The 22,482-nt window shown below is 70.1% G+C and carries 19 protein-coding genes; 7 read left to right on the top strand and 12 right to left on the bottom strand.

The annotated features are described in order from the left end of the window. Positions 1-6: 6 nt before the first annotated feature. Both ABZ845_RS11715 and ABZ845_RS11710 read left to right on the top strand, forming a co-directional pair. Positions 7-1,368, top strand: coding sequence for an ABC transporter permease subunit (locus ABZ845_RS11715; RefSeq protein WP_360976575.1), 1,362 nt, complete (start codon positions 7-9; stop codon positions 1,366-1,368). Further along, on the top strand, positions 1,365-2,204 hold the full coding sequence (locus ABZ845_RS11710) for a carbohydrate ABC transporter permease (RefSeq protein ID WP_360976572.1): 840 nt from the start codon (positions 1,365-1,367) through the stop codon (positions 2,202-2,204). The genes ABZ845_RS11715 and ABZ845_RS11710 overlap by 4 nt, the downstream gene beginning before the upstream one ends. Positions 2,205-2,268: 64 nt before the next feature. Here ABZ845_RS11710 and ABZ845_RS11705 read toward each other — a convergent pair whose 3' ends face one another. The 4 genes from ABZ845_RS11705 to ABZ845_RS11690 all read right to left on the bottom strand — a co-directional run bounded on the left by ABZ845_RS11705 (position 2,269) and on the right by ABZ845_RS11690 (position 7,380). Further along, a complete protein-coding gene (locus ABZ845_RS11705; RefSeq protein WP_360976569.1) occupies positions 2,269-2,817 on the bottom strand; it encodes a GNAT family N-acetyltransferase in 549 nt (182 codons plus the stop codon). A gap of 63 nt (positions 2,818-2,880) precedes the next feature. Continuing rightward, entirely contained in the window at positions 2,881-3,561 is a 681-nt protein-coding gene (locus tag ABZ845_RS11700; protein WP_360976567.1) for a DUF6215 domain-containing protein, read from the bottom strand. 281 nt (positions 3,562-3,842) lie between these two features. Further along, positions 3,843-5,471 (bottom strand): esterase-like activity of phytase family protein, encoded by a 1,629-nt coding sequence (locus ABZ845_RS11695; protein WP_360976564.1) that lies wholly within the window; start codon positions 5,469-5,471, stop codon positions 3,843-3,845. A 265-nt stretch (positions 5,472-5,736) separates the two neighbouring features. Beyond that, complete coding sequence (locus tag ABZ845_RS11690) at positions 5,737-7,380, bottom strand: M4 family metallopeptidase (protein WP_360976561.1); 1,644 nt, start codon at positions 7,378-7,380, stop codon at positions 5,737-5,739. Positions 7,381-7,741: 361 nt separating this feature from the next. On the opposite strand from ABZ845_RS11690, the gene ABZ845_RS11685 reads away from it, so the two are divergent. Then, complete coding sequence (locus ABZ845_RS11685; protein WP_360976558.1) at positions 7,742-8,449, top strand: transglycosylase SLT domain-containing protein; 708 nt, start codon at positions 7,742-7,744, stop codon at positions 8,447-8,449. Between the two features lie 88 nt (positions 8,450-8,537). On the opposite strand, the gene ABZ845_RS11680 is transcribed toward ABZ845_RS11685, so the two are convergent. From ABZ845_RS11680 to ABZ845_RS11670, 3 genes are all read right to left on the bottom strand, one after another. Further along, positions 8,538-9,332 (bottom strand): oxidoreductase, encoded by a 795-nt coding sequence (locus ABZ845_RS11680; protein WP_360976555.1) that lies wholly within the window; start codon positions 9,330-9,332, stop codon positions 8,538-8,540. 85 nt (positions 9,333-9,417) lie between these two features. Next, a complete protein-coding gene (locus tag ABZ845_RS11675) occupies positions 9,418-9,993 on the bottom strand; it encodes a TetR/AcrR family transcriptional regulator (RefSeq protein ID WP_360976552.1) in 576 nt (191 codons plus the stop codon). A 34-nt stretch (positions 9,994-10,027) separates the two neighbouring features. Next, on the bottom strand, positions 10,028-10,903 hold the full coding sequence (locus ABZ845_RS11670) for a GNAT family N-acetyltransferase (RefSeq protein WP_360976549.1): 876 nt from the start codon (positions 10,901-10,903) through the stop codon (positions 10,028-10,030). A 166-nt stretch (positions 10,904-11,069) separates the two neighbouring features. On the opposite strand from ABZ845_RS11670, the gene ABZ845_RS11665 reads away from it, so the two are divergent. Continuing rightward, positions 11,070-11,447, top strand: a complete 378-nt coding sequence (locus ABZ845_RS11665; RefSeq protein WP_360976546.1) for a hypothetical protein — start codon at positions 11,070-11,072, stop codon at positions 11,445-11,447. Positions 11,448-11,551: 104 nt separating this feature from the next. On the opposite strand, the gene ABZ845_RS11660 is transcribed toward ABZ845_RS11665, so the two are convergent. Continuing rightward, entirely contained in the window at positions 11,552-11,884 is a 333-nt protein-coding gene (locus ABZ845_RS11660; RefSeq protein ID WP_360976543.1) for an antibiotic biosynthesis monooxygenase family protein, read from the bottom strand. Between the two features lie 558 nt (positions 11,885-12,442). Next, positions 12,443-13,366 (bottom strand): SDR family oxidoreductase, encoded by a 924-nt coding sequence (locus ABZ845_RS11655; protein ID WP_360976540.1) that lies wholly within the window; start codon positions 13,364-13,366, stop codon positions 12,443-12,445. An 86-nt stretch (positions 13,367-13,452) separates the two neighbouring features. On the opposite strand from ABZ845_RS11655, the gene ABZ845_RS11650 reads away from it, so the two are divergent. Then, on the top strand, positions 13,453-14,040 hold the full coding sequence (locus tag ABZ845_RS11650) for a TetR family transcriptional regulator (RefSeq protein WP_360976537.1): 588 nt from the start codon (positions 13,453-13,455) through the stop codon (positions 14,038-14,040). A gap of 99 nt (positions 14,041-14,139) precedes the next feature. Here the strand turns inward: ABZ845_RS11650 and ABZ845_RS11645 are convergent, their stop codons facing one another. Then, a complete protein-coding gene (locus ABZ845_RS11645) occupies positions 14,140-16,941 on the bottom strand; it encodes an AAA family ATPase (protein WP_360976534.1) in 2,802 nt (933 codons plus the stop codon). 306 nt (positions 16,942-17,247) lie between these two features. On the opposite strand from ABZ845_RS11645, the gene ABZ845_RS11640 reads away from it, so the two are divergent. Further along, the gene (locus ABZ845_RS11640) at positions 17,248-17,919 is read left to right on the top strand and encodes a LuxR C-terminal-related transcriptional regulator (RefSeq protein ID WP_360976936.1); all 672 of its coding nucleotides are present in this window, start codon (positions 17,248-17,250) and stop codon (positions 17,917-17,919) included. An 82-nt stretch (positions 17,920-18,001) separates the two neighbouring features. Here the strand turns inward: ABZ845_RS11640 and ABZ845_RS11635 are convergent, their stop codons facing one another. Next, entirely contained in the window at positions 18,002-19,468 is a 1,467-nt protein-coding gene (locus ABZ845_RS11635) for a hydrolase (RefSeq protein ID WP_360976531.1), read from the bottom strand. Positions 19,469-19,707: 239 nt separating this feature from the next. Here ABZ845_RS11635 and ABZ845_RS11630 point away from each other — a divergent pair, with 239 nt between their 5' ends. Continuing rightward, positions 19,708-20,973 (top strand): zinc ribbon domain-containing protein, encoded by a 1,266-nt coding sequence (locus ABZ845_RS11630; protein ID WP_360976528.1) that lies wholly within the window; start codon positions 19,708-19,710, stop codon positions 20,971-20,973. 62 nt (positions 20,974-21,035) lie between these two features. On the opposite strand, the gene ABZ845_RS11625 is transcribed toward ABZ845_RS11630, so the two are convergent. After that, the gene (locus ABZ845_RS11625; RefSeq protein ID WP_360976525.1) at positions 21,036-21,830 is read right to left on the bottom strand and encodes an SGNH/GDSL hydrolase family protein; all 795 of its coding nucleotides are present in this window, start codon (positions 21,828-21,830) and stop codon (positions 21,036-21,038) included. Between the last annotated feature and the right edge of the window lie 652 nt (positions 21,831-22,482).

The raw sequence follows: 22,482 nt of genomic DNA, 5'->3' as shown, positions 1-22,482 counted from the left end.
CCTGCCATGACCGCTACCACACTCGCGGCAGAGGCGAGTTCCCCGGCCGCCGCTCCCGCCGCCCGCGCGCGGCGCATGCGGCGGCGCGGGCGGATCATCGCCCTGCTCTTCGTCTTCCCCGCGCTGCTGCTGCTCGGTGCCCTGGTCGTCTACCCGGTGCTCTTCTCGGTCGGACGCAGCTTCTTCGACGCCTCCGGCACCCGCTTCGTGGGCGGCGACAACTACGCGGAGATGTTCCGCGACCCGGCGACGCTGAAAGCCATCCGGAACACCGTCATCTGGGTGGTCGTCGCCCCGGCACTGCTGACGGGCCTGGGCCTGATCCTGGCCGTCCTGGTGGAGAAGGTCCGCTGGGCGACGGCGTTCAAACTGCTGCTGTTCATGCCGATGGCGGTGTCCTTCCTCGCCGCGGGCATCATCTTCCGGCTCGCCTACGACGAGAACCCGGACAAGGGCGTGCTGAACGCCGCCGTGGTCTCGGTCCACGACGCCTTCGAGGGAACGTCGTCGTATCCGTCGGCGCGGGCCCGCGAGGGACAGGGGCTGACCCAGGGCCGTGACGGTTCCTACCGGACCGACGCGAGCGTCTCCCCGGGCAGCTCGGTCGCGCTCGGGCTGGTCGGAGTGCTGCCCAAGGACCTTCCCGCGGATGCCGCGCCCGCGTACGCGGCGGCCGGGAAGAAGGCCGCCCCGGACGAACTGCGCGGCGTCGTCTACCTGGACTTCTCGCCCGGCGGGGGAGGACGGCAGGGCAAGGTCGACCCACGGGAGAGCGGGCTGCCGGGGATGAAGGTCGAGGCGGTGCGTGAGGGACGGACCGTGGCGAGCACGACGACCGCGCCCGACGGCTCCTTCCGCTTCCCGCGGCTGGCCTCCGGCTCGTACACGGTGACGCTGGCCGCCTCGAACTTCGCGACGCCGTACCAGGGCGTGTCCTGGCTCGGGCCGGCTCTGGTCACACCGGCGATCATCGGCGCCTATCTGTGGATCTGGACGGGCTTCGCGATGGTCTTGATCGGCGCGGGCCTGTCGACACTGCCGCGGGACGCGCTGGAGGCGGCGCGGATGGACGGCGCGAACGAGTGGCAGATCTTCCGGCGCATCACGGTCCCGCTGCTCGCACCCGTGCTGACCGTGGTGTTCGTGACCCTGGTGATCAACGTGATGAAGGTCTTCGACCTTGTCTACATCATCGCGCCGGGCCCGGTGCAGGAGGACGCGACCGTGCTCGCGACCCAGATGTGGCTGGTGTCCTTCGGCGGCGGCAACAACCAGGGACTCGGCAGCGCGCTCGGGGTGCTGCTCCTGCTGCTGGTGATCCCAGCGATGGTCTTCAACGTCCGCCGTTTCCGAAGGAGTCAGCGATGAACGCGGTCAGGCGCGGCCTCGGCAGTTCACTGGTGCAGGCCTTCCTCGTGGTGATCGGCCTGATCTGGCTCACCCCGCTGGCAGGGCTGTTCGTCTCGTCACTGCGATCGGCGAAGGACACCGCCAACGGGGGCTGGTGGACCGCCCTGACCGCACCGGGCCAGCTGTCCTTCGACAACTACTCGGCACTGCTGAGGAACGCCGGGATCACGCAGGCGTTCTGGAACACGGTGCTGATATCGGTGCCCGCGACCACCCTGGTCGTCGTGATCGCGGCGCTCGCCGGGTACGCCTTCGCCTGGCTGGACTTCCCCGGGCGTGAACCGCTCTTCCTGCTGGTCGTGGCGCTGCTGGTGGTGCCGGTGCAGATCGGTCTGCTGCCGGTCGCCAAACTCTTCGGACAGCTGGGGCTGTTCGGCACGATCCCCGGTGTGGTGCTCTTCCATGTGGCCTACGGACTGCCGTTCGCCGTGTTCCTGCTGCGCAACTACTTCGCCGAGATGCCGAAGGAGATGCTGGAGGCGGCCCGGATGGACGGAGGCAGCGAGTGGCGCATCTTCACCCAGCTGGTCCTGCCCGTGGGGCGGCCGGCGATCGCGAGCCTCGCCATCTTCCAGTTCCTGTGGGTGTGGAACGACATGCTGGTGGCCCTGCTGTTCGCCGACAGCTCCTCACAGCCACTGACCGTTGAACTCCAGTCCCAGATACGCCAGTTCGGCAGCAACATCGACGTCCTGGCACCGGGAGCGTTCCTGTCGCTGATCGTGCCGGTGGCGGTGTTCTTCGCCTTCCAACGGCACTTCGTACAGGGGGTCATGGCCGGGTCCGTGAAGTAGCCCGGGGCCGGTGAGGTGGAGGGGGCGGCGACTCGTGTGAGAGCGGACAGCGTGCAGGGCTTCCTCACAGCTCGCCGCGCAGCAGCGAATACATGAACATGTCCCGCCGCTCGGTCCCGACCTGCTGCCACCCCCGCAGCAGCCCCTCACGGTGGAACCCGACCCGCTCCGCGGTCCGCACAGATGCCGCGTTCCACGGCTCCACATACAGTTCGAGCCGTGGAATCCGCAGTGTGTTCAAGGCCCAATGGGCGACCGCACTCGACGCGGCGGAGGCGATGCCCTGGCCACGCGCCGACTTGACGACCCAGTAGCCCAGTGACGCACGTCCCTGCCCCGAGTCCTTCAGCCACAGCCCCACGTTGCCGACAGGCAGGCCGTCGGCGTTCACGATGACGAACGGGTATCCGGTCCTGCCGGTCGCTCGGCCCCATTGCCGCTCGATGAACGCTACGCCTTCGGACTCGGAGTAGGGCGAAGGCACGGTCGTGATCAACGGAATGTAATCGTCTTGCGCAGCCTCACGGACAAGGCCGAGGTCCGACAGGTTCCACCTTCGCAGTGTGCAGCCGCCACCCGCAGCAAGCTCGGGCACGTCCAGAGACTCTTCCATGCACGCATTCTGCCCGCGACCTGATGCCGACCGATCCCGGGTGACGGCGTACCGTCCGTCGCGTCAGGCGTCCTTCCAGCCCGGGACCGTCGGCAGTACCTGCTCGGCCGCGCGGAGCAGCGCGGTGTCGTCCGGCGTCACGGAGTCCTGACGCCAGATCGCCATCTCGAAGGAGCCGCCCCCGTCCTTGGGGTCCTTGGCGACGATCAGACAGCGGGCGATGCCGCCCGGCTTGATGTCGGCCTTGCCGCCGCCGAGGCTGAAGCCGAGGGCGATCGTCCGGTCCGAGTAGAGCACCGCGGGATGGCCCTTGACCATGGTCGGCCGCGCGTTGCTGAGCAGGCTCGTCAGATGGCTGACCGCGAGATGGTCGTACGAGGCCGTCAGGTTGACCGAGTACGTTGGCAATGTGACCTCGGCCTCGGGAGCGGCCTCCTTCGTGCCGGCGAAGCTGGTGTCCCAGCGGTCGGTGCCCGAGGCTGTCCGGGCCTGCTCCTTGGGAGTGCCGAGGAGCTCAGGCAGGTCCGGTCGGTTCAGCGCCGTGCACAGCTGTGCCCCGGAGACATAGCGGGACGGCAGCGGATCGCCGCTGTGAGAGCAGGAAGCGGGTCCGTCGTCCGACTGGCCGGGGAGCACCTTGTGCAGTCCCCAGATGCCGCCGGTCACGCCGCCGACGAGGAGTACCGCCGCGATCGCTTGTGCCCCCGCACCGTGTTTCGTCCTGGACGTGGATTCGTCCGTCATTCCCCCACCTCATCGATTTCCCCCGACATATGCCCCGAGATCCTAGCCAGTGATCATCTTGTGATGGAATCACGTAAAGATCTCAAAAGAGACGGGAAGATCTCGAAAGGTGGAGCCGAGCATGCCGTGCCGTCAGGCCGCCACCGGCCGACGGACGTTGTGCGCACCGACCTGGATCGGCGGGTTGCCGCTGCGGACTTGTCGATCGGTCCGTAGCGGCAGCCCGCCGGTGTTCTCTCAACGTGGGAGCCTGCGCCCGCAACCGTCGGCGGGAGCCGCTGTCATCGCACGGTGATCGTGACCGTGGCAGTGCTGGTCGCGGCGGGCAGCTTGGTGGTGTCCACGGCCAGGTACTCACCGTCGTCCTGCTGTCCGTCGGGGAGGACCTTGGAGTGCAGGGTGTAGGGCGCCGCGGCGTTGGAGACGCCGTCGACGCCGAAGTCGCTGTCGTTGCTGATGACGACCGTGCGACCGCCGTCGGTCGTCGCGACACCCTCGATCTTGTCGTGGCCGAAGAAGCCGCCGGCCGGGTCGAGGTGGGTGACCAGGGCGCCCAGGTCCAGGTACGGGCTCTTGGCGACCGGGGTGACGCCGACAGCCTTCAGGGCGGCCTGAGCCGTGGCGGTGTCGCCCTGGCCCACGTACGCGTCGATCGTCTGACGGTTCGGGCCGACGAGCAGCCCGCCCTTGGTCCCGTCATAGACGGCGCCCGGCACCATCGCGGAAGGGCCGACATCGGTCGCGCCGCTGATGTCGATCTTGAACAGCTTCTTGTGCGCGCCGGGCTCCATGCCGCCGTCCCGCTCGTCGACGAGGAAGGTGGTGTCGCTGAGCGCGGTGATCTCGCTGACCGCACCGCTGTTCGCCTTCGGGTCGTCGAGCAGATAGACGTACTCGTGCGTGGCGTGGGTGCGCAGGTTGTACGTCACGATGCGCAGCGCGGTGACGTTCTTCGTCTTGACGCCGGACGGCAGGTCGGGCTGCTGCAGCGCGGACTGCATCATCCCGACGAGCGTGCTGCCGTCGGGCGTGATGCTCAGACCCTCCATGCCCTTGTTCGGCACGCGGTTCGCCAGTTCGGCCGGGAGGGAGCGGTCGAACGGCGACAGGCGCTCGATCGCCCTGCCGTCGCGGGAGAAGTGGGTGATGAACGGGCCGTACTCGTCGGACACCCAGAAGGTGCCGTCCGGCAGGGCGACCAGACCCTCGGGGTCGTAGCCGTACGGCGACGCAGGCAGCGCGTTTCCGGCCAGGTCGATCAGGGACTCCCCGGTGTTCGCCTGAGTGTTCACATGCCCGTTGTAGGCGGTGCCGTCGGCGGCGCGCAGCGGAATCGTCCTCAGGACCTCGGCCTTGGTGCCGACCAGCCGGATCTTGGCGATCGTCGGGGTGAAGTCCGGCAGCGGCAGCGCCTTGTGGCCGTCAGGGGTGTCCACGTTGGGGCCGCGGTCGGTGATCCCGTAGAACTCGTTCTTCGAGCCGGGCACCGGGTACAGCGACGATCCGTAGCCCCCGCCCGAGATCTTCACCCCACCGACGGTGGCGAGCGCCGGCAGATGGGTCTGGTACAGCCGGACGGCGTCGCTGACCGTGTAGTCGAAGCTGTCGGTGCCCGTGAAGCCCCCGTCCGGGGTGTAGTCGAACGAACCGTCCTGGCGCACCGTCAGGGAACCGTGCGCGGTCTTGGTGTGTGAGACGAGAGTCACCGGCCGGCCGCTGTCGTTGGTCAGGAAGCCCTTCCCGCACACAGTCAACGTCCGGCCCGCATGGGCGGTGTAGTGGTCGGACCGTGCCGTCAGCACTGGGCTCCGGCCGTGGTGAGCCGTCTGTGCGGCGATCGCCAGGCCGTTGCCGACCAGCGACAGCACCACAGCGGTGGCTGCGGCGGTCGCGATTCTCAGACGAGACATGTTCCCCTCCTAGTCCGTGCGTCACCTCGCGGGAGGCACGACTGGCGAGCCTCTTGCCGGTACATGTCCGTTGAGACAAGGGGGGCTTACGGGAAGTCGCTGATCGGGTGACGGAGAGTTGACCGAACGGGCCCCATAGCAGCGGATGTTGTGAAGGAGACGAAGGCGGAGCGGAGGCTGAACCGGTCGCCCGGCCGGCCGGAGTACATACGCCGGAGAGGCCGGTGTCCGTCCCGGCACCGGCCTCTCCGCGTTCAGGGGAGGATCAGTTCACGTTGACCGCGCTCCAGGCCGCGGCCACCGCGTTGTACTCCGTGCTGCCCGCGCCGTACAGGTCCTTGGCCGCGTTCAGCGTGGCCGTCCGGGCCCCGGCGTACTTCGTCGAGGACGTCATGTAGACGGTGAGGGCCCGGTACCAGATCTTGCCGAGCTTGTCGCGCCCGATGCCGGTCACCGTGGAGCCGTTGTACGTGGGCGAGTCGTAGCTGACGCCGTTGATGGTCTTCGGGCCGCTGCCCTCCGCGAGGAGGTACGCGAAGTGGTTGGCGACGCCGGAGGAGTAGTGCACGTCGAGGTTGCCGACGGTGGAGCTCCAGTAGTCCGCCGAACTGCCGTCCTTGGACGGCTTGTCCATGAAGCGCAGGGCGGCCTTGCCGAAGCCGGGACGGACGATCTTCTCGCCGATGAGGTAGTCACCGGGGTCGGAGGGGTTGTTCGCGTACCACTCGACCATGGTGCCGAGGATGTCGGAGGTGGCCTCGTTGAGCCCGCCGGACTCGCCCGAGTAGGTCAGCGCTGCCGTCTTCGACGTCACGCCGTGGGACATCTCGTGCCCCGCGACGTCCAGCGCCACCAGCGGCCCGAAGACGTTGCCGTCGCCGTCGCCGTACGTCATGCAGAAGCAACTGTCGTCCCAGAACGCGTTGTTGTAGTTGTTGCCGTAGTGGACGCGGTTGTACGAGCCCTTGCCGTCGCCGGCGATGCCGGTGCGGCCGTGCACGTTCTTGTAGTAGTCCCAGGTCTCGTTGGTGCCGTACTGGGCGTCAACCGCCGCCGAGGCGCGGTCGGCTGTCGTCCCCGTGCCCCAGTGGTTGTCGGTGTCCGTGAACACCGTCGACGGGGCGCGGACGAAGCAGATGCCGAAGATGCACAGGTCGGTCTTGTTGGCGGCGTCACCGGTGTAGGTGTTGCCCCGGGTCGGGTCCTTGAGCTGGTACGACGATCCGGACTGGGTGGTCTCCAGCGGCACGGTGCCGCCGTACAGGGACAGGCCGTCGCCCGTCGCGGTCTCGATGCTGTCCCAGGCGTCGATCTGCGCGCCGGTGCCGGCGTCGGTGATGACGGTGCGGGCCACCGGGTTGCCGAGGGAGTCCTGGCCGACAGCGTTGGTGCGCCAGGCCAGCTTCGGGGTGCCGTGCAGGGCGTCGACGACGAGCTCCGGCTTGGCCTGGACCTGCTTCAGGCGGTCGCCGAGGTTGGCGGCGCGCAGCGCGTTCACCGCGAGGTCCGCGGCCTTGGGGGCCGGGAGTCTCGGGGTGACCGAGGCGAGGGATATCCGGTTCCCCGTCGCCCGGTCCGCGCTGCGGTACGCCCCGTCCCGGGCCAGGTGGACCACGAAGTCACCGCCGAGAACGGGGAGGTGGCGGTAGGTGCGGTCATAGCGGACGTGCTGGGTACCGTCCTTGTCGACGATCACGTCCCGTACGGTGACGTGCTCCGCGGACGTGAGCCCGAGGCTCGCACCGTGCTGCGCGAGCGCCGAAGCCGCGTTGTCGATCGCGGTGGCCCGCGTCGGTCTGTTGTCGGCGTGGGCGGCGGGGGAGAGCGCCGCGGCGAGCAGGGTCGCGGTGGTGGCGGCTATGCAGGCCGTGGCGAGACGGGATCCTCGGATGTGCCGTGTCCGACTCATCGGTCTCCTTGGGAAGGCGCCTCAGGGGCGTGGGGGGTGGGGTGGCGCTGATGTCTCATCAGATTTAAATGAACATGACATGTCATGTCCATAGTGCCGCGGAGGGGACAATGCGACGCGGAGGCCGTCGCGTCCCCGCTCGGCCGCGGCACCCCGACCGCCGTGGCGATTCGATGCAACCTGGCTCCGGGCCCGTGCGTATAGGAGGCGATATCCGCACGTCACTTGAGGGGATCTCATGTACTTGGACCGTTCGGCCAGTGGCGGACGCCATCGTGCCCTTGACGCCGGCCTTCCAACCGCTGGGTCACGGGCGACTCGGACAGGGTCGCCGAATCGGGCGACGCTGGAACCGAACCGTGTGAGCCGGATTGCGGTCCGGGGATTCGCGGTCGCTTCGGCCACGGCGGTCACCGCTGTAGGTGCCGTTACCGGTGTTGCCTCGAGCAACACCGGCCGGCCCGGAAGCGACGCCGAGGCGACGGCGAGCGACATGACGCTTCTCGCCGACATCCCGGTGGGTCGGCAGGCTCAGGTGCAGACCGCGTCCCTGACGCAGCAGGCCGACGCACAGGCCATCGCCGCCGACGCGACTGCAAAGAAGGCCGCCCAGGAGACGGCCCGCAAGCAGGCCGCCACGGACGCGGTGGCCAAGCAGAAGGCCGCTCGGCAGGCCGCGGAGAAGGCCGACGAGGAAGCCAAGGAGCGCAAGGCGGACCAGGAGGCGGCCGGCCGGTCCTCCACCCGTGGCGCCTCCGGCTTCCCGGTCCAGAGCTCCTACACCGTTGCGCAGATCCAGGCGATGGCGCGTCAGATCGTGGGCGCGGACCAGTTCCAGTGCTTCAGCAACATCGTGGACCACGAGTCCACCTGGAACTATCAGGCGCTCAACCCCTCAGGTGCCTACGGTCTCGTCCAGGCATACCCCGCTTCCAAGATGTCGAGTGTGGGCGCCGACTGGCAGACCAACCCGGAGACGCAGATCAAGTGGGGCCTCAAGTACATGAACCAGACGTACGGCAGCCCCTGTCTGGCCTGGTCGCACTGGCAGACCCACCAGTCGTACTGAGGGGTCACCTCATTCGGTGAGTCCGCGGTGGTGGACGAGGGCGCAGGCGATGCTGGTGAAGGCCGGGAAGTGCATCGCCTTGCGCTCGTCAGAGCGTCTTGACCTGGCCGCCGTCGACGATGATGTCGGCCCCGGTGATGTTGGCGGCGAGAGGAGAGGCGAGGAAGAGGGTGAGGTCGGCGATCTCATGCGGCTCGGTGATCCGTCCGGAGCTGATGCCCATGTTCCGGGGTACGGCCACGTCGAGCGCCTCCTGAGCGGTGATGCCGGCGTCCGCGGCGGTGGCGTCCGCGAAACCGCCCGGCGCGGTCCACATGGGGGTGCGGACCGGGCCGGGGGAGATCGCATTGACGCGGACGCCCTGGGGCGCGAACTCCTCGGACAGCGACTTGCTCAGGTTGGTCAGCGCGGCCTTGGCCGCCGAGTAGTCCACGACCATCGGGAAGGGCAGACGGGCGTTGATCGAGCTGATGTTGACGATCGCCGCCTCGCCGGCGCTGACGAGGTGGGGAAGTGCCGCGCGGCTGGCGCGTACGGCGCTGAAGAAGGTCAGGTCGAGGATCCGCTGCCATTCCGCGTCGCTGACCTGGAGGAATCCGGCGCGATGTGCCGCGGCGCCTACGTTGTTGACCAGGATGTCGAGCCGCTGGTGGCGCTCCACGGCCTGTCGGACCAGGGTCTCGGCCCCCTCCGGGGCCGCCAGGTCGACCGCGACGACCGTGACGTCATGAGTGTCGCGCAGGGCGTCGAGTTCGGGCGTGGAGCCGCGGCTGCCCGCCACGACCCGGACGCCCTCGCGGGCCATCGCCTCGACGACGGCCAGGCCGATGCCCTTGCTGGCTCCGGTGACGACGGCGACCTTGTCCTTGAGGTGGAGTTCCATGACACTCTCTTTCTGGATTGATCAGTACATAACGTTGGCACGCGAAAGCCGGGTGCCGGCACTTGAGCCGACGATCGAGTGGCGGTCAGTCCAGTGCGCGCATGGCCGTGGTGACCGCGTCCTCGACGAACGTCCTCCCGAGGCGAGCCCGGCCGACGACGCGGATCCCCTGGACGAAAGTGGTCAGGAAGCGGGCCAGTTCCGCCGGGTTCTTGTCCGGGGCCAGCTCGCCCCGGGCCTTCGCACGCTCCAGGGCGCCTGCGAGCAGTGACTCCAGCTGTCGTATCCCTGAGGCGACGCGGTCCGTCGCCGAGGACTGGGCCTCGCACCGCGTGGCGGCGTTGACCACCAGGCAGCCCCGTGCCGGGTCGGCGAGGTCCGCCTCGACCATGGAGACGAGAAGGTGGCGCACCGCGGGCCGGATTCCGGTCGCGTCCTCGAGGATCGCCGAGAGGTCGCCGCCCTGCAGCGAGATGTAGCGCTCGAGGGCGCGTATGTAGAGCTGTTCCTTCGAGCCGAAGGCGGCGTAGAAGCTGCCGCTGCCTATCGACAGCTCCTTGAGCAGGTCCTGCAGGGATGTCTCGGCGTAGCCACGGCGCCAGAACAGGTCCATCGCACGGTCGACCGCCTGGTCGATGTCGAATTCCCTGATGCGCGCCATGGGTGCAGCGTAGCACTCTTTCTGGAATGGTCAATCAAGTATGTCTGGCGTCCCGGCGCCGGTCCCGGACCTCAGGAAGTCGCTGAAAGCCGGCCGACCTGTACGTGGCGACGGCACCGGCATTGGAGCTCGGGGTGCAGACGATCGCGCTCGAAGAGCCCAGCTCCCCGAGTGCGGCCGCCGCTGCGAGGGTGATCGCCCTGCCGTGGCCGTGACCGCGATGCTCCCGGTGCACGCCCATAGGCTCGAGCAGCCCGGGCTTCCCCGGCCCGGCCGACCACACCGTCACCGCCGCCACCGCATGGCCCCGGTCGTCGTACGCGACCAGACACCGGGCGTCGGCGTAGGGCACTCCGGCCGCCATCGCGTGCCAGCGCTCGTTCGTGAACGTCGACCTGTCGAACGATGCCCGCAGTACGGCGGTCTGCACATGCGCCCGCTCCGGCCCGATCACCTCGATCCGCACGCCTGGGTCCTCCACCGGCTGAGTGAGGTCGCGGCGCAGCGGAGTCCACGGCTCGTCGGTGTTCCAGCCGTCCTCGAACAGCAGATCTTGGACCAGCGCGCCCATCGGCGCCTCGACGTACGCCGTCCCCGCTATCAGTACGCCGCGCTCCGGCTCGGTGATGTCCTCGACCAGCTGCCGCGCCAGCTCCTCGTCCCGCTGAGCGTCCGGCGCGATCGTCAGCCGCAACAGCTCGTCACCGTCCAGCAGCCCGACGGCGAGAATCCGTCCGTCCCGGCTCCAGGTGCGCACCGCCGCGGCCGTGGCCTCCGCACCGAACCGCCAGAACCAGCCCAGATCCCCCGGATGCAGTTGCATCGGGGCGTCGTCGTACTGCCACTCACGCAGCACGCCCACAGCCTCGGTCAGCCCGTCGACTCCCGGCACGCGCAGCACAATCGCCATACCCTCGATCTCACACCACCGAGCCGGCTGTCCGCACCCGATTTCCGGCCGGAGGGCGTGGTGTCGGTCAACTCCCGGACACCGGCAGGAATCCCGGCGTGCACCTACGTCTCGGCCGAGCCGAAACTCGCTTCAGGAAACCCGGAAGACCTTGGGATGATCGGCCGTGGGCCGCGCATCGAACCGCCCGGCTGCCGTGGTCGTGGCTGCGGCGGCCCTGGCACCGACGTTCCGAACGGTCGAGTCACCTCGGCCGGAGGAAGGCGAGTACACCCGCCATGTGCGGTGGCTGGAGCCCCGGATCCGGGAGTACCGGGAGCTGCTCCACAGCAAGAGCATGCGCACCGTGCAGAAGTCGATGCGCGCGGCCCGTCTCCCCGCGATCACGGCCATCGTCATCACCCGGGAACTCCTCGGTTCCGCCGACCACGGCCTGGAGGACGCGCGCATCGTCGTGTTCGACGACCCGGCGTGGCAGCGACTGGCCGACATCTACCGACGTGATCGCAGCTGGCTCGACGGGGAGCTCGAACGACTGTCCTGATCGCGCCGCATCGGGCCGTCCCGATCGCGAACGGGGACGGGACCCTTCCGCGGCGGCGAGTGCGCATGACGAGTGCGACCGATGGGCCGCTCAGTGCGGCTGGTTCATTTGGTGTGCGCCGACTCGACCCGGAACAGCCGCGGCTGGATGTCGGTGGCGATCGCGACGGCCTTGGCCATGTGCGCCGTGGCCTCGGGGTCGGCGAGCATCCTGCGGTAGTGCTCCTCGCTTTCCCACTGGGCGTAGTTGATGACGCGCTCCCCGTCCTGGGAGGCGTGGAAGTTGGCGCATATGAACCCCGGCTGATGCCTCATCGTCTCCTCCGTGGCGCGGGCGAGCAGGGCGACGAGTTCGCTCTGCCGGTCGGGAGCGACGGTGAACACGTTGATGAGCGTCATCACCGGGCGGGTGGTGTCGATGAACGCGGTGACAGCCATGCTTGCTCTCTCTTCTTGCGGTGGCGGGGGAGCGGAAGGGGCAGGTGAGTGGGTTCGCCGCGCACGGCTGCCAGGGGCCCGTCCACGGCATGGGTCACTATTCCGCAGAGCCCCCTTGTGTGCCGCCGCGTCGTCGTCGCCTGTCCGGATCAGCACGCCTGCGGCGGGGGCCGGCCGCACATCGCGGCAAATGCCTCGCGTAGGCGAGCAGAGGCCGTACTGGCCTCTGCTTCGCCATACGCCGCTACGAGTCAGGAGGTGGGACCGATCATCGCTGTGACGGGTCGGGGCTCCCGGTCTTCCCTCGAGTCGGCTGGGGAGTGCCCGCGGTAGGCGTTCCGAAAGGCTTGAAACGCACGTGCGCTTCACGTCCAACACGTGCGCTTCACCTCCAAGGCGTCGTCCGGCATCGTGGACCGGTCCTCTGCTTTCCGGCCGGGGCAGCACTTCCGGGAGACGCTGGATGTGTCCCCGCGCGCGTACCGCTCCGGCCTCCGAGGGGCGGGGCAGGGGTACGCGCGCGGGTAGCGCGTCGGCGGGGCGTGAACCGGCGTCCCGTCAGGCGGAGGCCGCCGGGGCGTGGAAGTAGTGTCCCTTGTCGAGGTCCTCGAGGATGCCGGGCTGGACCGGCTCCCAGTCCAGCAGTTCACGGGTCAGTGTGTTCGACGCAGGGGAGTCGGCGCCGATGAAGCGGCCCAGCCAGTCGAAGTGCTCGGCCGCGGCTTCGGGGGCGACGGAGACCACCGGCAGTTCCAGGTGCCGGCCGATGACCTCGGCGATGTCACGGATCGCGACTCCCTCCTCCGCGGCGCCGTGGAGCACGGTTCCGGCGGGTGCCTTCTCGGCCGCCAGACGGAACAGCCGCCCGATGTCGAGGCGGTGCGCGGCCGGCCAGCGGCTGGTGCCGTCGCCGACATAGCCCGAGATGCCCCTGGCGCGGGCGATGGAGACCAGGGCCGCCATGAATCCCTTGTCCCCGTCACCGTGGCAGGTCGGAGCGAGCCGCACCACCGATGAGCGCACCCCGCGCGAGGCGAGGTCGAGCACCGCCTGGGCGGTCGTCGACCGGATCGAGAACGGGGAGCCGTCGATCGTGGGCATGTCCCGCTCGGTCACCACGCGTCCCGGCATGAGCCCGAGCAGGCCCGCCGCCAGGACGAACGGGCGGTCGGTACCGGCGAGCGCGTCGCCGAGCGTGTCGGCGGCGCGGCGGTCGGCTTCGGCGGCGCCCCGGAAGTCGCCGGTGAAGGCGATGTCGTGCTTGAAGGCGAGGTGGATCACCCCGTCCGAGGCGGCGGCCGTGTCCCGAAGGACGTCGAGGTCGTCGATGGTGCCGCGGACGGCCTCGGCCCCGGCCGCGGCGAGCGCGGCCGCGGAGGCTGCGGAGCGGGCGAGCCCGGTCACCCGGTGACCCGCGTCGATGAGCTCGGGGACGACGGCGGAGCCGAGCCAGCCGGATGCACCGGTCACGAAGATGCGCATGGGAGTACCCCAGACTTGTTGATGTCAGTTGCTGTCATCGACTGTAGCACCTGATGTCAGTGACTGTCATCACGTACAATCCGCGCATGGGACGATGGGAGCCGAACGCGCGCGGGCGCCTGGCGGACGCGGCGCTGGAGCTCTACAGCGAGCGCGGATTCGAGCTGACCACCGTGGCGGATATCGCCAGACGAGCCGGACTCACCGAGCGGACCTTCTTCCGGCACTACGCCGACAAACGCGAGGTGCTGTTCTCCGGTGCCGTCCCGATGCAGGACCTGATGACCCGGGCGGTGGCCGACGCCCCCGAGGCCGTCGCACCGGTCGACGCTCTGGCTCTCGGCCTGGATGCGGTCTGCGAGGCGTTCACCGACGACCGCCGCGAGTTCTCGCGCAGACGGCAGGCCGTGATCACGGCGAACGTGGAACTCCGGGAGCGCGAACTGGTCAAGCTCGCCTCGATGGCGAGTGCGCTCGCCGACACCCTGCGTCGGCGCGGCGTGACGGAACCAGCCGCCACCCTGATCGCCGAGGCGGGGGTCGCCGTCTTCAAAGTCGGCTTCGAGCGCTGGATCAGTGCCGACGAGAAGCGGGAGATGGCGCCGCTCGTACGGGAGTGCCTCGACGGGCTCAAGGCCGTGATCGCCGGGGGCCGGGCTGCGGGCGCGGCCTGACGCGGCGCGGGTCGGGGCCGGGGACCCGGCCCTCGGTACCGGCGCGGTGGTTCGCCTCCTTCGGCGACCCCGACGGCAACGGCTGGGTCCTCCAGGAGGTCACCGAACGCTTTCCCGGTCGCTGACGCGAGCGATGCTCGCCGCGTCGTCCCCCTTCAGCACCGACTTCAGGTCGCCGCGCCGGCGGATGCCCAACTTGCGGTAACTATGCGTCAGATGGGTCTCCACGGTGCGGCGGGCCAGATGCAGCAGATCCGCGATCTCCGCGTTGGTGCGTCCCCCCGCGGCCAGCTCGGCGACGCGGCGTTCGCTGTCGGTGAGCGAGGCGGAGCCGGTGCGAGCGGCCGGGCGGCGCGCACCGCCCGCGCGCAGCGCCTCCTCCGCCAGGTCCCGCAGCCGTACCGCGCCGAGGCGCTCGGCGAGTTCGGCCGCCTCCCGCAGGGCGTCGCGGGCGCGGGACGACTCCCCGGAGGCGGTCAGCCGGTGGCCCAGGGCGAGCAGCGCCGCCACCAGTTCCAGCCCGGCGGGGCCGCCGCGCAGCAGTCGTACCGCCTCTTCGGTCAGTTCCAGACCCCGGCGCCCGCCGGTCGCGGTGCCGAGGACGCGCAGCGCCCGGCCCACCGTACGGGGCGTGTTCCAGACCCGGGCCAGGCGCAGCTCCTCCTCGGCCAGGGCCAGCGCCTCCCGGGGGACGCCCAGGGCCAGATGGCACTCGGCGGCGGCCGTACGCCACGGGGTGACGACCGGGCTGAACACCTCCCGGGCCGACTGGCGGCGCCCGCACTCCAGGAAGTCGTGCAGGGCCCCCGCCGTGTCCCCGCTCGTGGCGCGCAGCACCCCTCGCGCGTACAGGAAGCGGTTCAGTTCCCAGGACTCCGGCGCCGTCCGCAAGTCGAAGGCGGCGGCGAGGAGTTCGGCCTCGGCGGTGCGGCCCGTCTCCACGAGCGCCACCAGTGCGTGCGCGTGGGCGTTGGTGGGGGCCGCGGTGGCCGGGGGCCGCTCGGCCGGCAGGAGCGCGTGGTCCGCCCGTGCCGCGACGATGTCCATTCGGGTGTGGAGCAGCGCCTCCTGCATGGGGTGCAGGACGTCGGGGCGCTGCCCGGCCAGCCCGCGCTCCACGAGCCGTTCGGCCTCGTCGAGTTCGTCGGCCCACTGGGCGACCGAGGCGGCCGTGCCCAGCAGGTACGGCTCGGACAGCGGATCGGCGGGCTGCGCCAGCAGACCGCGCAGGCGCAGCATCGCCTCCCGCGCCGAGGTCAGGCCGGCCGTGACCGCGTACTTGACCAGAAACGCGTGGCCGGCCGTGCTGATCGACTCCGGCGAGCGCGCGGCGGCCTGGGTCAGCCGCTCGTACGCCTCCTGCCGCACGCGCTGGTCCTTGTCCGACAGTTGCAGGAGCGCTTGCCGCAGGATGCGCACCAGGTCGGGGCGGTCGCCGAGAGCGTCGTACAGCGAGCGCAGCACCTCGACCCCCGCGCGGGTCATCCCGCGGCCGGTGAGCGCCGTGCCCAGGGCCACCGCCGCGCGTACCCGCTCCTGCGGCGGTCCCGGCAGCCTCAGCGCCTCGGTGAGCCTCGGGATGCCCGCCGCGGAGCCGGGCGCCGCGTACTCCAGGGAGCCCAGTTCGGTCAGCAGTTGTTGTCTGCCCTCGTCGGAGAGGGGTTCGTTCAGGGCGCGGCGCAGGAACGCGACCGCGTCGTCCATACGCCCCTCACGCAGCGCGAGGGCGACCGCGTCCTGGAGTACGGGCAACGCCCAGGGGGCGTCCACCGTTTCGGCGAGCAGCAGTTGACGGGCAATCAGCTCGCTTGGGGCGCCCCGGTGCAGCATCGCCTCTGCGTTCGCCCGGTGCGCGGCGCGCCGCCGGGCCGCCGGGACACCGGTGAGTACCGCGTCGCGCAGCAGCGGATGGGCGTAGCGGGTGCGGCCCGTGGGGTCGGTTCGCAGCAGGCCGAGACCGGTCATCGCGGTGATCCAGCCCGCGACCCTGGCCGGGTCGGCGCCGGACTGCTCGGCGAGAAGCGAGGGAATGCCGAGGGCGGGAAAGGGTCCGGGTAAGGGGGCGCACGGGTCAGGCCCCTGATCCCAGCCCTCGTCCAGGACCGCCAGTGCCTGCGCCACCTCGGTCGTCCCCGGCCCGGCGCTGTCCAGCCACCAGCGCACGGCGGCCGGATACGCCCCCGGGTACAGCGCGGCCGAGCTGACCGGTACGACAGGGTGACCGCCCCCGGCGAGGTCGTCCAGGAGGGCGCGCAGCAGCAGGGGGCTGCCCGCACCGGCCCGTACACAGTCCTCGATCCAGGAGGCGGAGGCGTCCGGGAAGACCGAACGGACCGCGGCCGCCGCCGGGCCGTCGGTCAGCGGGTGCAGCGTGAAGGTGGTGACCAGGGCCGGGGAGAGGCCCTGGGTGAGGCCCTGAACAGGCGGGTCGACGTCGTACTGGCTGCGCTCGGTGACGGCCAGGACGATCGGCAGACGGTCCACCAGCCGGGCGCACTCCACCAGCCAGCGGCGGGACGCCCCGTCGGCCAGGTGGACATCGTCCACGGTGATCAGCAACGGTGACCGCTCGGCGTACGAGCGCAGCACCCGCCACAGCCCGGCCGCGTTCGCCCGTTCGTCGCCGTCCACCGCGAGATCGGCGAATTCCGCTACAGTGCCGAGGAGTTGCAGGACGGCCCCGAAGGGAATCGCGGAGTCGTCCGGGGAGCAGCGGGCGCGCAGTACCCGCATGCCGTGTACGGACGCGTCCTTCGCGGCGGCCTCCAGGACCGATGTCCGGCCGGTGCCGGTGGCGCCCCGCAGCAGAACCAGACGGCCGATGCCCGTCCGGGCGTGCTCGGCCGCCGCGGCCAGCAGCGTTTCCGCTTCGCGCAGTGCACATCCAGGTCGGGACACCATCCCTGCCTCCCAGCGTGAACATGGTCATCGTCGCTCACGGGGACGTCGGACGTGGGACATCGGTGGCCTGATCCGCGCCGTGACAAGAACCACCATGACGGCCCGCCCCCGCGACGGAACCGTTGCCGGACGTTTGCCGTCGCGGCCCACCGTCGTGGTCCCCGCGCGGCCGATCTCGTGGTCCGTGTCGTGGTCCTCCACGATTGCGCCGGTCATGGGCGTCACATGAATGTGGAGGGCCTCCGCCCGCCACCGACCCCACAGAGGTGGCGGGCCCTTGGACAGGGGACTCCGTTGCTCAACTCATTGCCGACGAACCGTCCCGGTACGGCCGATGACATCGCCGAGCCCCCGACGAGGATTCCCGTCGCGGTGCACGCCGGGGACCCGATCTTGCGCGAGGGGGCGATCGCCCAGCTGTCCCGGTTCCCGGGGCTGGAGCTGCGGGACGAGTCGGCAGGCGGCCCCGGTACGGTGGCCCTGCTCATCGGCGATGCGCTGGACCAGAGCACGCTCACCCGGCTGCGCGGACTCGTGCGCGGTGAGGGCGCCCGAGCCGTGCTCGTGGTGGGCGCGCTGCGCGAGAGTGAACTCCTCGACGTGATCGAGTGCGGGGTCGGCGCCATCGTGTGGCGCCACGAGGCCACCGCGCCCCGGCTGGAGCAGGCCGTGCTCGCGGTCGCCCGCGGTGACGGCGACCTGCCCGCGGACCTGCTCGGGAGGCTCATCAGCCAGGTGGGCAACCTGCACCGCAACATCTCCGGCCGGCCCGGCCTCTCCACCTCCTCGGGGCTCACGCCACGCGAGTCGGATGTGCTGCGGCTGGTCGCAGAGGGCCTGGACACCGCGGAGATCGCCGCCAAGATGGCGTACTCCGAGCGCACCGTCAAGAACGTCATCCACGGGCTGACCACCCGGCTGCACCTGCGCAATCGCGCACACGCGGTGGCCTACGCCCTCAGGGAGGGCCATATCTGACCGGCCGGGCGTCCGCGTGGCCTGTCGGGCGGTCGGCCCCGCCCCGCTCGTTCCCGGACGCGAACGCGCCCGGGACGGGAGTTCAGACGGTCACCTTGAACGCGTCGAGCCAGTGATCGTTGTCGGTGGTGCCGCCGAAGTTGAAGTCGGGATCTGCCTGGAGGCACTGCTGGTTGTGCCAGCCTTCGCCGTGGACATGGGACGTCTGGCAGCTGCGCCCGCTTTCGACGGCCAGGATGAAGCCCAGCATGTAGGGCGCGTCGCTCTTGGTGCTGCCGACGTAGAGGTCCTCGCCGTCGGCGATGATGGACGTCCATTGCGGTTCCGCCACACCGCGGCCGTCGATCGGATGGGCGGTGTGGAGCATGGCGTTGGCGAGCAGGCCCTTGGCGTTGTTCGCCGCGAAGTTGATGGCCTGGATGCGCTGGTTACCCACCGAGCCGGCCACGGCGCCGTCGCACACCGGCTTCTGCCAGCCGCTGCCGACGACGAAGACGCGGTAGCAGATGTGGTGCCCGGACGGATCGTTCGAGGACAGACGGCGCAGGGCCGTCGCCGCGGTGTCGTTCGCGGACCCGGCCGTCACGGTGGTCGTCGCCCCGCTTCCCCCGCCCCCGCTCTTTGCGCCTCCGTCCTTCCCGCCCCCGCTCTTTCCGCCGCCCTCCTTGCCGGCGGCCGGGGTCGGCGCCGGCTTCGGCTTGGACTTCGTGCTGGGGGCCGGTGAAGGCGACCGGGGCGCGGAGGGGCCGGGAACGACTGTGCTGACTCCGGCGTCCTGGACCTTCTCCGTGGCGAGGCTCTTGATCTGGGGTTTGTACGCGACCCACAGCACGGCGAAGGTGAGGGCGAGAGCCGTGAGGGTGCCGAGCACGGAGGCGAGCGAACGAGGGAGGAAGCCGCGCTGGATGTACATGCCCTCCACTGGGAGGGGATTCGCTCCTGACCGCTGCACGGTGAGCGTGTAGGGCCGCCGCTCCTTGGGGCCGAACCAGATGATCTTGCGCGGTGTGAGGGTGGCCTTGACGAAGGCGGCGCGCCCGGGCTCGATCCGGACGTCGCCGGGGTGGATGTCGCAGGCCAGTTGGCCGGCGTCGTCGCTGCCGCCCACCGAGACGGTGAGTTCAGTGTTGCCGAGGTTGTCGATGGCCAGGCGGGGCCGACCCGCAAAGCGGCCCTTCACCGTCGGCGGGACCGGTTCGGCCCGGACCTCGGTGAAGGGCGTGATGGTGACGTCGCCCTCGGGGACCGCGACCGCTTCCGGGTGTTCGTCGTGTCCCTCGGGGGTGATGCGGATGGCGTAGGGGTGCGGGCCCGCTACCGCGTCGGGGGTACGAGGCGGTGTGAAGGTCACTTCGACGGTTCCCGTGGTGCCCGGGTCCAGACGCAGCGTCTTCGGTTCGACCGCGATCCAGGGCGACACGGACCCGACGGGTTCGAAGCGGTACTCGTCGACGACGTCACCGGTATTGCGCAGTCGTAGCCGCACGCGTGCCGAAGCGCCCGGATCCACCGTCACGGACGCGGGTTCGAGAGAAGTCCACAGGCTCACGCCTTCACGCTAGCCGCGTCCGGGCAGACGGACAGCGGTCAAAGAGGCAGAGATCGCTGCCCATGAGGGGCACACCGCGGTCTGTACGAAGTCCTGCTCCCGCTCCCGCATATGGTTGCCGAAGGGAGCCGGAGCTTGATTGCCCGAGTGCGAGCACGAACTGACGCGGTGCGGGTGACGGCCACCGAGACCGCCGCATCTGCCCGACCCGCCGACCCCGCTGAAAGGACTCCGGAGAGATGACGGCCACCCAGATCTGCGCCGAGTGCGGCACCCGCGCGGAACCGGGCCAGTCGTTCTGCGACGGCTGCGGCGCCCGGCCGCGCCGGGCGACCGCCGCCCGCTCCGGCGGCGCACCGAGGGCGCAACGGGTGGACCGGGGTTCCCCCGCCGCGCTCCCCGCCCCGGCGAGCGGAAGCGGCACCGTCGGGGGCTCCTCGGCGATGGACCTCTTCGGCGACGCTCCGATCTGGGCCGACATCCCCGCTTCCCCGCCGGATCGAGAGGAGCCCGCGCTCTCGCCCGGTCGTGCCGTACCCGCGCCCGGCGAGCCCGCCTCCGGGGACCCCGCATCCGAAGAGCCCGCGTCCACCCGCCCCGACGATCGCCTCACCGACCGCGCCCGCGGACTCCTCGTCCCGGTCGCCGATCCGCAGGCACCGCGCGCAGCGTCCCCCTCCGCCGCACCCGTCCTCCTCGCACGCACGGTGTCGCGGCAGCTCCCGGCCGTACGGGCCCCGGGCGGGGCACTCGGTGCGGGCGACGGCGTGCCCTGCCCGTCGTGCGGCACCCCGAACCGGTCCGAGCGGCATTTCTGCGCCCGCTGCGCGATGCCCATGGCCGGGGAGGAGGAGGCGCCGGGCCGGCGCCCGTGGTGGCGGCGGCCGTTCGGCATCGCGAACGGGGAGACCCACTGGGCGGGAGACCGGCCCCGGCTGCGCCGTATCCTCGACCGTGTGCTGACCTGGCTGGGCGCGGCCCTGGCCTTGCTCCTGCTGATCGTGCTGGTCGTCAGCATCCCCCGGGGCATGCGGGCGACGCGTGACCACTTCGCCAAGCCTGCGCCGGTCTCCCCGGGCCGCGTCAGCGCCTCCCGCTCCTATCCGGGGCACGAACCGCAGCTCGCGTTCGACAAGCACAACAACACATGGTGGGGGCCGGGCGTCTCGCAGTCCGGTGAGGGGGAGTGGATCGAGGCTCGGTTCGACCAGCCCGTCCGGCTTCTGGACCTGCTGATCACTTCGGGTGTGTCCACCCATGCGGACCAGTTGTCCCAGTCGGCGCTGCCGCACCGCGTCAAGGCCACCGTCGAGACCTCCGACGGCAAGACGAAGACGCTTGAACTGTCCCTGGACCAGGGCGCCGGTGGTCAGCGCCGCCCCTTCCGGTTCACCGACGTCACCTCGGTCCGCTTCACCCTCGAGTCCGCCTACGGAGCCGGCTCCGACAAGCAAGTGGCCATCGCCGAGATCGAATTCTTCGGAACCTCGCGAGGCCACGGCTGACGGCATGCCGAACGGGGTTCGCCGGACCGGGCCCGGCGAACCCCGGTCATGCGCTCGGGGGATCAGCTGTCGGCGTTGAAGACCGGGTAGTAGCCGCTGGCGTGGCCCGCGGCGGTGGGGTGATACGACTCCCAGCTCGGCGAGAACACCAGGGAGTGCAGGTAGTTGCCGCTGCCGCACAGTTCGTGGCCGTTGAAGGTGGAGCGGACATCGCCGAAGACGAAGCCGTGGGCGGCGGCGCGGGCGGCGATCACGCTGTCGAGGAGATCGGCGGCCTCGTCGATCTTGCGGTGCTTGGTGTCGCTGAGGCCCACGCAGAAGACGCCCAGGGTGTACATGCGCGGGTAGCCCAGAACGACCACCTTGGCGGCCGGCGCCTTGGCGCGGATCGCGTTGTACGTGGCGTCCAGACGGGCGGGGAGCGTGCTCTGGGCGTAGCTCTCGGCCTGGTTGACCCGGTTGACGCAGTCGGTGTCGGAGCCGAGCACACAGGTGGTCATGACATCGGCGAAGCCGGCGTCATTGCCGCCGATGGTGAGGGAGACGAGGCCCGTGGAGGAGTTCAGCGGACCGAGCTGACCATTCGTCACATCCGTCGTGACCGCACCGGAGCAGGAGGTGTCGGCGAAGGAGGACGGGGCGTGGGCGTTCTTCCACAGATAGGGGAAGGAGCTGAGGCTGCGGTGGCAGTTGCCGCTCGAACTGTCGTAGTTCCCGGCGCCGTTGCCGGACGAGTATGAGTCACCGAGTGCGACGTAGGCGGGTCCGGCGGCCTGTGCCGGACCGGTCAGTGCCAGGCTGAAGATGATCGCGAGGCTCAGCGTGGCAAGGGTGGACAGCGACTTGATACGTCTCACGGAACCTCCCTGAGCGGGACAGCTGATACTCCGTTGGTACAACCGGCAATCAGGTTGGGGAAGTGTCCATGTCAAAGATTCTTTGCGCGTAGAGGTCTCACGTCCGTGCCGTCGGGACGGGTGTGCCTCCGAAGGGGCCGGAGTGGCTTCGGGCGGGCGGCCGGGCGCGGAAATTCCCCGGCGGCCGGCGGCGGGAAAAGTCGCGTACGCGGTTGAGCGCCCGGTACCGCGGGGCGAGTCCGCGTAAATGAACGGGAATTGCATGCCGGGGTGCGGCGGGATGCACTTCTCCGTGCCGGTCTCGGCCGTTCGGTGATCTGATTCGGCCATCGTGGCATGGATGGCCATTTTCTACCGGGTTTCTCCGCGATGGTGGCCGTGTTTCGAAGGCGTGCGGCGCGGGCATATCCGGCGGGCGCTTTGGCTGGCTTGTGGTGGTGTGCATGGGGTCGTCACGGGGCGGGCGGTGTCGCACCTGGTGGGAATTGCCCGGTTCCCTGTTGGCCGTGCTGCTGTCCGAGGGCTGGCTGAATCGATTCGACGTCAAGGTGCGCCGTTTTCCCGGGCGTTGACTGCCGAGAATGGGGACGCTAGCTTCCCTGTGGCTTGATGTAACAGGTTCTAGTTGCATTACGGGCGTCGCTGTTTCTCA

It is taken from the genome of Streptomyces sp. NPDC047022, assembly GCF_040644155.1.
Taxonomy (GTDB): domain Bacteria; phylum Actinomycetota; class Actinomycetes; order Streptomycetales; family Streptomycetaceae; genus Streptomyces.
The sequence above is the reverse complement of the archived record's forward strand: the minus strand, read 5'-3'. Positions and strand labels throughout refer to the sequence as shown.